This window comes from Pseudomonas caspiana, from assembly GCF_002158995.1.
Taxonomy (GTDB): domain Bacteria; phylum Pseudomonadota; class Gammaproteobacteria; order Pseudomonadales; family Pseudomonadaceae; genus Aquipseudomonas; species Aquipseudomonas caspiana.
Genome location: NZ_LOHF01000008.1, coordinates 140,613 through 152,392, shown reverse-complemented (window position 1 = coordinate 152,392; position 11,780 = coordinate 140,613). Strand labels below are relative to the sequence as shown.

Annotated in this window: 15 protein-coding genes; 7 read left to right on the top strand and 8 right to left on the bottom strand. The window is 56.2% G+C overall.

Going from position 1 to position 11,780, the window contains the following annotated elements; all coding sequences use genetic code 11:
* Positions 1-86: 86 nt before the first annotated feature.
* Together AUC60_RS12060 and AUC60_RS12055 are read left to right on the top strand one after the other, a co-directional pair.
* The gene (locus AUC60_RS12060) at positions 87-413 is read left to right on the top strand and encodes a barstar family protein (RefSeq protein WP_087267252.1); all 327 of its coding nucleotides are present in this window, start codon (positions 87-89) and stop codon (positions 411-413) included.
* A 54-nt stretch (positions 414-467) separates the two neighbouring features.
* Entirely contained in the window at positions 468-1,265 is a 798-nt protein-coding gene (locus tag AUC60_RS12055) for a phosphodiesterase (RefSeq protein WP_087267249.1), read from the top strand.
* A 71-nt stretch (positions 1,266-1,336) separates the two neighbouring features.
* Here the strand turns inward: AUC60_RS12055 and AUC60_RS12050 are convergent, their stop codons facing one another.
* A complete protein-coding gene (locus AUC60_RS12050) occupies positions 1,337-1,822 on the bottom strand; it encodes a P-loop nucleotide/nucleoside kinase family protein (RefSeq protein ID WP_087267246.1) in 486 nt (161 codons plus the stop codon).
* 48 nt (positions 1,823-1,870) lie between these two features.
* Positions 1,871-2,329: a GNAT family N-acetyltransferase gene (locus tag AUC60_RS12045; RefSeq protein WP_087267243.1), complete on the bottom strand. Its 459-nt coding sequence runs from the start codon at positions 2,327-2,329 to the stop codon at positions 1,871-1,873.
* A gap of 241 nt (positions 2,330-2,570) precedes the next feature.
* Here AUC60_RS12045 and AUC60_RS12040 point away from each other — a divergent pair, with 241 nt between their 5' ends.
* The gene (locus AUC60_RS12040; RefSeq protein WP_087267240.1) at positions 2,571-3,161 is read left to right on the top strand and encodes a GNAT family N-acetyltransferase; all 591 of its coding nucleotides are present in this window, start codon (positions 2,571-2,573) and stop codon (positions 3,159-3,161) included.
* Positions 3,162-3,373: 212 nt separating this feature from the next.
* Here AUC60_RS12040 and AUC60_RS12035 read toward each other — a convergent pair whose 3' ends face one another.
* Both AUC60_RS12035 and AUC60_RS12030 read right to left on the bottom strand, forming a co-directional pair.
* Positions 3,374-4,300, bottom strand: a complete 927-nt coding sequence (locus AUC60_RS12035) for a Gfo/Idh/MocA family protein (protein ID WP_087267238.1) — start codon at positions 4,298-4,300, stop codon at positions 3,374-3,376.
* A gap of 217 nt (positions 4,301-4,517) precedes the next feature.
* A complete protein-coding gene (locus AUC60_RS12030; RefSeq protein ID WP_087267235.1) occupies positions 4,518-4,955 on the bottom strand; it encodes an HIT family protein in 438 nt (145 codons plus the stop codon).
* 354 nt (positions 4,956-5,309) lie between these two features.
* Here AUC60_RS12030 and AUC60_RS12025 point away from each other — a divergent pair, with 354 nt between their 5' ends.
* Together AUC60_RS12025 and AUC60_RS12020 are read left to right on the top strand one after the other, a co-directional pair.
* Positions 5,310-5,849, top strand: a complete 540-nt coding sequence (locus AUC60_RS12025; protein WP_087267233.1) for a class-II aminoacyl-tRNA synthetase family protein — start codon at positions 5,310-5,312, stop codon at positions 5,847-5,849.
* A 221-nt stretch (positions 5,850-6,070) separates the two neighbouring features.
* Positions 6,071-6,370 carry a DUF3144 domain-containing protein gene (locus tag AUC60_RS12020; RefSeq protein ID WP_087267229.1) on the top strand — a complete coding sequence of 100 codons (300 nt, stop codon included), beginning with the start codon at positions 6,071-6,073 and terminating at the stop codon, positions 6,368-6,370.
* Positions 6,371-6,574: 204 nt separating this feature from the next.
* On the opposite strand, the gene AUC60_RS12015 is transcribed toward AUC60_RS12020, so the two are convergent.
* The gene (locus AUC60_RS12015) at positions 6,575-7,069 is read right to left on the bottom strand and encodes a GNAT family N-acetyltransferase (RefSeq protein ID WP_087267226.1); all 495 of its coding nucleotides are present in this window, start codon (positions 7,067-7,069) and stop codon (positions 6,575-6,577) included.
* Positions 7,066-7,704 carry a TetR/AcrR family transcriptional regulator gene (locus AUC60_RS12010; protein WP_087267224.1) on the bottom strand — a complete coding sequence of 213 codons (639 nt, stop codon included), beginning with the start codon at positions 7,702-7,704 and terminating at the stop codon, positions 7,066-7,068. The genes AUC60_RS12015 and AUC60_RS12010 overlap by 4 nt, the downstream gene beginning before the upstream one ends.
* A 72-nt stretch (positions 7,705-7,776) precedes the next feature.
* Here AUC60_RS12010 and AUC60_RS12005 point away from each other — a divergent pair, with 72 nt between their 5' ends.
* Positions 7,777-8,658 carry an aldo/keto reductase family oxidoreductase gene (locus AUC60_RS12005; protein WP_087267221.1) on the top strand — a complete coding sequence of 294 codons (882 nt, stop codon included), beginning with the start codon at positions 7,777-7,779 and terminating at the stop codon, positions 8,656-8,658.
* An 88-nt stretch (positions 8,659-8,746) separates the two neighbouring features.
* Here AUC60_RS12005 and AUC60_RS12000 read toward each other — a convergent pair whose 3' ends face one another.
* A complete protein-coding gene (locus AUC60_RS12000) occupies positions 8,747-9,631 on the bottom strand; it encodes a pirin family protein (protein ID WP_087267218.1) in 885 nt (294 codons plus the stop codon).
* A gap of 142 nt (positions 9,632-9,773) precedes the next feature.
* Here AUC60_RS12000 and AUC60_RS11995 point away from each other — a divergent pair, with 142 nt between their 5' ends.
* Positions 9,774-10,670 (top strand): LysR family transcriptional regulator, encoded by an 897-nt coding sequence (locus AUC60_RS11995; protein ID WP_087267215.1) that lies wholly within the window; start codon positions 9,774-9,776, stop codon positions 10,668-10,670.
* Between the two features lie 30 nt (positions 10,671-10,700).
* On the opposite strand, the gene AUC60_RS11990 is transcribed toward AUC60_RS11995, so the two are convergent.
* Entirely contained in the window at positions 10,701-11,630 is a 930-nt protein-coding gene (locus tag AUC60_RS11990) for an alpha/beta hydrolase (protein WP_087267395.1), read from the bottom strand.
* Positions 11,631-11,780 lie beyond the last annotated feature (150 nt).

The window sequence follows — 11,780 nt, the reverse complement described above, 5'->3', positions numbered from 1 at the left end:
CACGCGGGCAGTCAGAAGCTCATCAGTCGCAGGCAGGAATATTCAGTTCAACTTCCTGAAGACAGCGCAGTAAAAGGGTTCTATCAATGGTACGAGTGAACGCAGATCTGATTACTGACTGGCAGACATTCCACACGGTTTTTTCGGATGTGTTCGGCTTCCCTGGCTTCTACGGCTGCAATATGGACGCCTGGATTGATTGCCTCTCGTACCTTGATGACCCCGGCGCAGAAATGTCGTCAGTGCATGTTCAATACGGACAAACGCTATCACTGGTCATCGACAATGCTCAGAGCTTCAAGCATCGCTGCCCTGAACAATTTGCAGCGCTGGTGGAGTGCGCGGCTTTTGTAAACTGGCGCGCCGTTGAGGCGGCTGGCGCTCCACTTCTAGCGCTCGCCTTCATTGTTTGAATGGTTAGCCGTGGCTGTCATCCACAGCCAGTCATTTTCCACGGAGGACATCCAGTGCTCATCGCTCACCTGTCAGACTTGCACATCCGGCCACAAGGCGCGCTCTACAAAGGGTTGGTGGATTCAAACACGATGTGCAAACAAGCCATCGAGCACTTGAACGCCCTGCATCCGCGCCCGGACGTGGTGATCATCACCGGCGATCTGGTGGATGAAGGACAACCGGCCGAGTACGAAATGGCCCGCGCACTTTTGGCGGAGATTGAACAACCACTGTTGATGATCCCTGGCAATCATGACGACCGCGAGTTGTTCAGGTCTGCGTTTGTCCAGGCAGAAAGTGCTACACGCGAAGGGCCGTTGCACTTTGTTGCGTCACATCTTGGCCCTGTCCGCATCATTGGACTGGATATCACCGTGCCCGGCGAACATCACGGTGACATGACCGAAGCAGCACAGGCATGGCTGGAAGCTGCCCTGGCAGAAGAGCCGGATCGACCAACGCTGATCATGCTCCACCAGCCGCCATTCTTGAGCGGCATTCCTTACATCGATACGTATGCGTGTATCAATGCGCACCGGCTTGCTCAGGTGGTGGAGCGCTACCCCGCCATCGAACGAATAGTCTGCGGGCACATCCACCGATCCATGCAACTGCGCTTTGGCGGCTCCTTGTTGTGCACCGCCCCCAGTACAACCACAGCCATCGCGTTGGCGCTGGACGCAAATGCTCCGCAAGCCTCTTACGTAGAGCCGCCAGCCCTGCTTTTGCATCACTGGAAACCTGATACGGGGCTTATCACTCATTGGGTGCCGATCGGCAAATTCCCTGGGCCGTTGCCGTTTGCCTGATGGGTGAACTGCGCACGTATTTTCCGGCAGAACAGTGCCTCTCCCAAAACGGGCGCAAAAAATGGGGGGAATTACAGGCGGTGAATCTGAATATCCAGCCCCTCCTCCGGCGTTGGTGCCTGAAAATATCGGGTGATCAAATCAAACTCCGCGTCGGTTGCCGCGAAGTCATGCTCACCGCGTACGTTGCGGGCGCGCAGTCGAGCACGGCAAACATCATCCTCCACGTCCAGATAGTGCAAACAGTGCTTCACCTCACCCGCTTCCGCCAAGCCCCGCAACCACTCGCGGTCTGCACGAGTATTGCCGGGAAAATCCAGAACCACACTGATACCCGACTTCAGCATGGTGCTGACTAGCGGGCCAACGACATCGCGAATTCGACGGGCGAATTGCACATAGTCGGTCACTGACTTGATCTCGCCAGGATAAAGCCTGGCAAGCCAATGATCCTCACTCAGCAGGATTGCTGAATGCTCAGCGACGAGTGCCTTGGCAAGTGTTGATTTGCCGGAAGCGATCTTGCCGCACATGAGATGAAGTTTCGCAGTAGTCATCGAGCTGTCCTGTTTTCAAAATGTGGTGGGTATCTGCTTGAAGCACATTCAAAGATCCCGCCCCATCAGCCAGTGTTCTTTATCCCACGCCTGAAAACACTCCAGAACCTGCCAGCCGCGCTTGGCGTAGTACTCATGGCGGTCATGGGTGTGCAGACACAGCCGCGTGTTGCCGTTAGCCTTCGCTGCGGTGCAAATGCCCTCGATCAGTTGTTCCGCCAGACCTCGCTGTCGCGCATGCGGGGCGATGAAAACACAGGCCAGCCATGGGCCCAGCTCCGGGCGTTCAGCCAGGTCATTTCTAGCCAGCGCAGCGCCGCCCAGCAGTTGCCCATCCTCGACGGCAATCAGGCATTGCCAGTCACCATTAACCTGCCCTTCGGCAAATTCACGCTGCCAGTCACTCAATGATTGACCGACGTATTCATATGCAAATTGTTCGTGCAGCCACTGTGCGAAAGTGTTGCTGTACTGCATATCGTCGCGCAGCCAGATCAGGCGGGGCATGTGGCTTTCCTTCTTTTTCACCGTCGACGAGTTGAGTATCTCCATCACCATCGGCCTTGGGTACTTCTAAGCTGGGTCAGTGCCCGGCGGTTCAGTGCTGCGAATGCAATCGTCTTGATTGAACCGGCTAAGAGTCAAGCAGAACAATCGCCCATCACTCGCTGGCAGCACTCGACATCCAGGCTCACATTCTGCAAGAGTGTGAGTCGATCTGGTGATACCGCTTTAAGGACCTCGCGCCATGGAAAGCCCGCATACACTGCAAACCGCTCGCTTGACACTCACTCCACTGCAACTGACCGACGCCTCCGATATCCAGCAGTTGTTCCCCCACTGGGAAGTGGTCCGCTACCTCGACCGTCGGGTGCCATGGCCTTACCCGGATGATGGCGCGCTGACGTATGTTCGTGACGTAGTGCTCCCGGCCATCGCGGCAGGACGCGAGTGGCACTGGATGATCCGTCTGGGTTCAGAGTCAGGGCAAAGCATTGGCAGCATCAGCCTGTACGACCAGCCTGGCAACAACCGGGGATTCTGGCTCGCCCCGCGATGGCAGGGCAAAGGCTACATGCGTGAGGCCTGCGAGGTCATCAACAGATACTGGTTCGAAACACTGGCGCGTCCGGTCATGCAAGTGCCCAAAGCAGTCGAAAATCAGGCCTCGCGCAAGGTCTCACAGCGTGAGGGCATGCGCCTGATCGGGACAACAGAAGGCCACTTTGTCTCGGGACCGATACTCAAGGAAATATGGGAGATGACGCGTGCTGAGTGGTTGAGCAACCCGGAAAACGGCCGGGCCTCTCTTGATCGGCCTGTCAAAAGCGCAAAGTAAGACATTGCAGGAGATCGCCGTGTGCTTCTAACACGGCACTTTAGCGCAGCGGACACCTATCTGTAGGAGCGCACGAGCAACGCGAGGCCGCGATGGCGGTGTGTCAGGCGGAAAGCCATCGCGGCCTCGCATTGCTCGTGCGCTTATACAGAAAGCGTTTGGCAGTCCTACAGAAACGGACATGCACCGCCGGGGTTCAGGTCAAGTCACACTTAATCGTAAAACGGCTCTACCGACGTCCGACTACCAACAAAGAAACTGTCCGCGACTAATCGCAACGGCTGCAAATCCAGATCACTGGCTTTGCTGCCAATCAACTGCTGAAAATGCCGATACACCGCCGCGTACTCGCCCTCCTCCGAATCAGCCTGTCGCACGCCGTCAATGCTCAACAGCGCACCACCGTTGTCCAGCCGCAAAACACCTTCGGCACAGCGAATTTCGATACTCCAGAGCTCATCATGACCATGGTCAAAGTCGAACTCCGCGCGCACGTCGAGCTGGCGCGCATCAGACATTTTAATGGATGCAGCGATAGGCGACTGACAGTTACTCGGGACTCGCAGTTCGGCGGACTCAACGAACAGCGGCAACGGCAAAAGATAGGTCGCAATCGACAACGCATTGATGCCGGGATCAAAAACGCCCAGACCGCCCGGCTGCCAGATCCATGCCTGACCGGGATGCCATTTACGCACGTCCTCTTTCCAGTCGATCTGCACGCTTTGCAGCGTGCGAGTGGCCAGCCAGTCACGCGCAGCTTCGATCCCGGGTGCATAACGCGAATGCCAGGCGAACAAGCCGCTGACGCCCTCCTCCGCAGCCTGACTCGCCAACGCCATCGCTTCGCCCAACGTGGCACACGGCGGCTTCTCGACCAACACGTGTTTCCCCGCAGCCAACGCCTGTCGCACCAGCGCAAATCGCCCCTGCGGTGGCGTGCAAAACGCAATCGCATCGACATACGGACCTTTTTCCAGCAACTCACTCAAGGACTGAAAGTTCTCTACCCCGGCACAAGGCTGCCCTTGCGTCGCAACAGCCACCAACTGGAACGCGGGGTTAGCGGTAATAGCGGGCACGTGCTGATCCTGGGCAATCTTGCCGTAGCCCACCAGACCGAGACGGATCGGTTGCATCGATGACTCCTGAATTTTTGTAGTTATTGGGAAAGCGAGATGACTCGATTATGGACGCGCAACGGGCTAGCCGTCGATGACCCAGCTTATTGTTTGCCTACGGGTTGCGTAAATCCTGTGCGAGTTTTTCCACGAAGAACGATAGCGCGTGTTATCTGGCAAACCGAGACGATTATCCGCGGCGATGGGGTAAGAATAAGTATCTTGATCAAGCTATTTATGCGCGGTAAAGCTCCCGGAGATTAATCACTGTCTTGTGCTGAACTTCACACTCTTCTTTACTCAATGCCCGCTCGCAATACTCGCGACTCAAGAAAAGGATGGTGTCATTCCCGTCAGGTTCGCTAGGGTAATCCGGGTGCCGTCCAACTTCTGCCAACAGTGAATGCGTAACAGGAACCACATGAAAATGCAGATTGAAACCTGCAGAAAAACCCAACTTGTAGACAACAACCTTCCAGGGCTCAAAGGCCTGAAAAAGAAGTTGCTCGGTTTGCCGCAGGACGTCGCCGAGTGAGGCCAGTGCTGAATCGCTGAGGTCCATGAAATCCGAAGCAGCAGCGATTGAGCTGACCATCAGGTAACCGCTATGACGTGCATCGCGGCGATGGCTGACTCGCCAGTGTTCCGTTTCGAAAATGTCCCATTCAGTCATGCGTACTCGTGCTCCAACTGTTCTCATGTTTGGTTTGTCATGAATGAGGTGCCCTTGTCGGCGCTCCCGGTTCTGTGCAAGGATTGGCCATGACCAACTCTATTCCATGCAACCGACATCACCATCACGGACCTCGCTCAAGGTGCCGCGGTTGCTCATGCTCATCGATTCATCAGAACTCAAACCACTTGTTCTGACGACTCAATGAACAAAACCAAGGCGCCCATGGCGCCTTTTTTATTGCCTGTAAATTGGAGATCACAAAAATGACAATGCTACGTGGAACGCGAATAGTAACCGGGAAAGAAGCAGCAATCATGCGCGAAGTAGAAGGCCGTTTTCGGAGCTGTCTTCATCGAAGCTGGAGCTGAGGAAGCGATTGTTCCAGCGTTATGGGGTCAGGACACTTTTATCGAAAAGGCCGGCGGAAGTGAAATAATCGGGCAAATGTGGGCCTTCGATGATAAGGCCGGACGTCCCTGCTGCCTCATCCCGGAGGCAACCGCGCTTTTTCAGGAGCGCAACGATGTACTTCTCGGATCGCGGGAAGAAGCAATGTTTTTCTACGTAGCTCGATGCTATCGATATGAGCGCCCTCAAGCTGGCCGGTACCGCGAGTTCACCCAACTGGGTCTCGAAATCCTGAGTGCCGACCCTGCGCAGGCTTTGCAGCGTAGTCAGGCTATTTGCATCGGTTTCCTTGACTCGCTGGGGCTCGACTATGAACTCAATCTGGCGGTGAAACGAGGGCTGAGTTACTACCTGGAGGGCAATGGCTTCGAAGTGCGATGCCCCGCCTTGGGCGCACAGCAACAAGTTGTCGGCGGCGGTGCCTATCGAGAGGGGGCGGGTTTTGGCATTGGGCTTGAGAGGCTGGTCCTGGCTCTGCGTTGACTGGATCTGAGTGATCTGTAGGAGCCAACGTGTTGGCGAGACGGTTTTTCTGCCACAGCGAGTTAAGCGGCTCGCGAACAAGTTCGCTCCTACAGGTTCGTCGTTGCCACGAGACCTCACCGTGAGAGGCGTTGAGCCCCAGCAAACGATTGTGATGATGGATGCAAATGGCGCAAATGCTTTAATACATCACAGCTCAAACATAATCAGGAAAATCCGCAATGCCAGACGCCACCGACCTAGCATTCTATGACCGCGCAGACGCGCACATCGAGTTGTCCAACGAGCAGCTTAAAGCGTTCGAAAAGCTCGGACAGGTCAGTGCATCCATGATGTTTGGAACCACACGATTCAATGCCTGGGTCAGTGCGCGCAGCTTCAAGTCCGGCGAGGAAATGGCTCAGGCACGTGGGGCGATGCTGAAGTACTTCTGCGATCAGTACCGGCTGATGCTTGAGGATAATCTGGACGATCACATCAATAATTTCAGCCAGTACATGATGGTTCAAAAACCGGATTGATAGCGATAACTGAGCACCGGTCTTTTTATTGGCCCGTCGAGGCTGATTGCCTCCAGTCACGCTTATGAGAAAAATACTACTGACTGTAGGAGCTCACCGAGGTTACGAGGTCAGCGATAGCGGTTTGTCTGACACTCCGCCATCGCTGACCTCGTAACCTCGGTGAGCTCCTACAGGCCCCAGGTTTGCCATAGTAAGATCCGGCTAAACCAAAAGAACAAACCGGCACTCAGCAGTATCGTCACCCATCTGCGGTTCCAGCCGGAACCCGCACCGTTCAAGCACTTTCCTGGAGCCAAGGTTTTCCTCGAAGACATAAGCGACCAGTTGCGTAAGCCCCCAACGCGCCCTTGCCTGCTCAATCAGGTGCTTCAACGCCAGTGTCCCCAGCCCCTGCCCGCACGCCTCCTGATCAATTCGATAACCAACCTCCGCAGTCTGGCCTGACGAACTGATGCCTTTGAGATTTGCGCGTCCGACGATTCGCCCACTGCAATCCTCGATGACAAATGGATGCCAGACGCCAATGGCGAAGTCGGCGAGATAGCAGTCGATATGCTCTGCGACACCTTGCAACGAATAGAAGTCAGGCTCGCGGGCATCAATGTGCGATTCAAACCACTCACGGTTACGCACTTCAAAGGCCAGCAGTGCTTCGGTGTCGGCTGGGGTTAATTCACGAATTAGAAAAGGCTTCATGGGCGTTTAACGCTCTGATGAGCTTGAAGATAGGCCGTCAACATCAAGGTCAACTGCTCTTCGAGGCAGGTCTCGAAGTCAGGATTGCCATGCCCTTCGAGCAAGGCACGTACAGGCCCGACCACTGCCGTATGCGAGATCGAGGCAATCAAGGCGGGATTATCAAAATGGGCGTCAGACGCCGTGGTCAGCATGGTCGTCATCGCGACTAGCATACGGGCGTTTATGCGGGCGACCAGTTCGGCTCCACCCCGCTCTGCTGCGATGGCGTAGAGCGCTTTCGACACCACCGGATCACGCAGTTTGACGGCCAGAAACGCCACAATAAAACCCGACGCCATTTCGGCCACTGTTTTACCGTGGCATCGACCGCAGGCGAGCTCAACAGTGTCGACAACTTCCTGCAGATGCTTTTCGAGCACCGCAGCCAGCAGCGCGTCGCGATTCGGGTAGTACTGATAGACGCTGCCAACCGACATTCCAGCCCGCTCGGCAACCCGCGTGGTGGTGCAGCGGGTTAGCCCGTATTGGGTCAAAACCTGAAGGGTAGCCGTGTGAAGCGCCTCAACCGTCGCGACGGATCGGGCCTGAACGGCTGATTTTCTTGGCTTTAGTGACGGTTTGACTGTGCTCATGGAATGCGAATTCAAAACCTGAAGGTTCCTTCATATCATAGTTTTTCCTCACGCAAAGCAAGAGCGATAGATATGACGGATGCTTTAAACAAAAGAGGCAACAAAAGCGGCACGTTCAATCTCGGCGACCGCCAGGTGAAGCGAATCGGTTACGGCGCAATGCAGTTGGCAGGCCCCGGTGTGTTTGGTCCGCCCAAGGATCGTCAAGCCGCGGTGGCAGTCCTGCGTGAGGCTGTCGAATCTGGCGTGGATCACATCGACACCAGCGACTTTTACGGGCCGCATGTGACCAACCAGATTATTCGCGAAGCACTGCATCCCTACCGAGATGACCTCACGATAGTTACCAAGGTGGGCGCCGTTCGCGGCGAAGACGGCTCCTGGATTCCAGCCACGTCGAAAAAAGATCTGACCCAGGCTGTACACGACAACCTGCGCAATCTGGGCCTGGACGTGCTGGATGTAGTGAATGTGCGCATCATGTTCAGCGCAATGGGACCAGCCGAAGGTTCGATCGAAGAACAATTGAGCGCCGTTGCGGAATTACAGCAGCAAGGACTCGTTCGCCATATCGGCATCAGCAATGTCACGCCCACGCAAGTCGCCGAAGCGCGGAAGCTGACCAAATTCGTCTGCGTGCAGAACCTTTACAACATCGCCCACCAACACGATAACGCCATGATCGACGAGCTGGCCCGTGACGGAATTGCCTACGTGCCGTTTTTCCCACTGGGTGGATTCACACCGATTCAATCGTCGGCACTGTCGACGGTCGCACAGCGACTCGACGTGACGCCAAAGCAGTTGGCACTGGCATGGCTGTTACGCCGCTCACCTAACATTCTGCTGATCCCCGGCACATCCTCGGTCATCCACTTAAGAGAGAATCTTGCAGTGAGCGAATTGGTTCTGTCGGATGAAATCATGGCAGAGCTGAACGCCATCGCGGATTGACCGCAGGCGATCAACGTTGCGCGTAACCGGTCGACCATCGGCCGGTTACGCGCAGGTTTAAAGCATCAGCTTGCATCAACCCCTGACCCTATTTAAAAACCGGAACCGAAGTCGAACTCTCTTGAGATTGCGCCTGCTGACGCAGTCGGTTCCCGATTTCAGCGATGTTTGCTTCACCGGCACGCAGCGCTTCCTCGCTGGTGTGCACCGAGTAGTAGCCGAGTTTCAGGTCATAAGGATGAGGCGCGGCCGAACCGAGGACAAAGGTCGCACCTGCTTGCCCGGCCTCAAGCGTAACGACCTGGCTGCCTCGCTCGAAAATCACCATTTCGCCTGCCACGATTGGATCTGGCGAGCTGACCGAGCCGCGACTGAGGCTCATCCAGAGCGACTCATGTCCCTGCGGCGGCGTGTAGGTCCAGGACTCACCGGCAGGAATAGTCACCAGCAAATAGTTGATGCCTTCAGGCGCGCGAACCGGACTCTGCACGCCTTCGTACTGGCCCACAATCACCCGCGCCAGACCCGAAGTGGGCATTGCGTCGGCTTCCAGGTACTGGCTATCAACAGAACCGTTTTCAAGTTCCGGCCCCAACGCGAGCCAGAGCTGGAAGCCTTGAATCCGATCTGAAGTGCCTGCCGACATTTCTTTGCCGTGCCACACGCCGCCACCGGCACGCATCCATTCAACCCCACCGTAGGCAATCGTTCCGCGGCCTGCCTCAGGATCATCAAAATGCACATTGCCCTCAGTGATCACGGTGACCGTGGCAATACCGGAGTGCGGATGCATTGGCATGCTGCCGAGGAACGACTTCGGACCTTCAACCAAATCCAGAAAAACAAACGGCTTGATCAGTTGCCCATAGTCCGACGGGCTCATCAGCCGGACGATCGGACCATGGCCAGTACCCGTGGTGCGATGGCTGATCGGACGAGGAGTGACTGCGTTAACGACCGATGATGCATTCATGTAATTGACTCCTTGAATATGAGTGAACGTTGCTCCGCCCGGACAGGCAGCAACTGTTTGCGTGCGCTCATGGTAGGGAGTCGGCATCCCGCTGATTAGTCGCTACAATCGATTTGGACTCATCCATTTTTGGCTTAATACAATAATCGACCTGAACGATGTGGCAATTTTCATCCAAGTAGTCGATGCCGGGAGCATCGCTGGCGCAGCACGGCGTATCGGCGCACCGTCAAATACACTCAGCCGTCGCATCAAGCAGTTGGAGGAAAACCTGGGGGCCAGGCTGCTTCATCGATCAACCCGCAAATTGACACTGACCGATGCGGGCAAATCCTTGTATGAGCAAAGCGCCGCGCAGATCACCCAACTGATAGAGATCAGCAGCGAGCTGCTCAACGGCAGCCAGGAGCCTGCCGGTAGAGTCAGGGTCGCGGCACCCGCAGATTTTTTCGAATTGTTCGACATGAATTTCGTGGCGGATTTTCTGGCTCGATACCCCAGGGTCCAACTGGACTTCCTGCTGGGCGATCAACGCAATGACTTGATCGCTGAAGGCATCGATCTGGCGTTCAGGGCCGGCGCTATGCCTGACTCAAGCCTTGTTGCCCGAAAGGTCAAAACAGGTCGCCGCCTGCTCGCGGCAAGCCCCGCTTACCTCGCGGCTCGGGGAGTGCCGCAGGACATTCATGCACTGGGGCATCATGACTGCGTGTGCTTCCCTCACCCCTCCGGCCAGACATCATGGAATCTGGCCAGCGCAACCGGGCCAGCGCGAGTCGATATCGTGGGAAGACTCTGTGCGAGCACCGCACAAGCTCAGTTGAAAGCAACGCTCGCAGGCTTGGGTATCTGCTTTTTGCCCGAATCGGTCCTGCGCCAGAGTTTGAAAAGTGGCCGCCTGGTAGAAGTGCTACCGGACTACGGCCAGCAAAACAACGACCTGTTCATCGTCTTCCCCAGCCGCAAGCAAATCCCCCTCGCCGTCAGCACCTTCGTTGATGAAGCCGTGGCGCATTTACAGCAAGTCCTCTCAGCGTAAGGGCCTGCCAAGCCAGACGCGGGCAGGTACTCAGTTACCGGTCACCGCGCCGATCCGGTCCGTGATCCACTGATGGCTGCGCGCAAGAACACGTCCCGTCATCGCCGTCGGAAAATGAATAAACCCATGCGCACAAATCGGTGTCACGTGAACTTCAACATCCGCCGACTTCGCCCATCGATCAGCCATCTGCACGGTGTCGTCCAGAAGCGGATCCAGTTCACCGGCAAACATCAGCGCCGGCGGCATGTCCGTGAGGTCGCCGTACAGAGGCGATAGCGGTGGCTGACGGCGCTCCTCGTCGCTGATATCAGGCGTAAGCAGACGCAATGCATCGACCATTCCCGGGCCATCCAGCACCAGCGTTTCAGGGCCTGCGGCCCTCACACTCGCAGTGCCCGTCAGATCGTAAACGCCGTAATACAAAACTGCCCCGCTTACCCGCCGAAGCAAATCCGGCCAGGCTTTTAGCCGCAACAGCGTCGCCGCCGCCAGATGCCCGCCCGCCGACTCACCGATGATGATCACGGGTAAATCAGCAAATTCTTCATTGGCAGCACTCAATAGCCAGCGCGCGGCAGAAAGACAGTCATCCATCAAGCCTTCAACAGGCGTTGATACCGCAAGGCGGTAGTCCACCGAAACCACCGCGACATCGCACGCCTTCACCAGGGCGAGGTTAAGGTCGTCGTTCATTTGCGCGTTGCCGATAACCCAGCCACCACCATGGATATCAAACACCACGCCTTTTGCCTGGCCTTTGGGCCTTAAGATCCGCACGGGCACCGATACGCCGTCGACACCCACCGATCTTTTTTCAGCCTGCTGCCCATGCTTGGCCAGCTTGCTCGCGCCGCCGATTTGCCCCGCTCGCAAGAGTGTTTGAATTACACGAGGCATCAAGCGATTACGGATTCGAAAACGCGGTAACCAGCCGAGCTTTTTATTGAAGCGTCGCATTTCTGCGACTTCATGCTCGGTAAAAGCCTGAAGCTCGTGGTGATCCAATGTGTGGCCTCCTGTCGAACGATGCATAGTCTTCGGTTTGAAATACGTGACCTGTAGGGGTGAGCCTGCTCGCGATAGCATTACGTCAGTCGATAACTTATC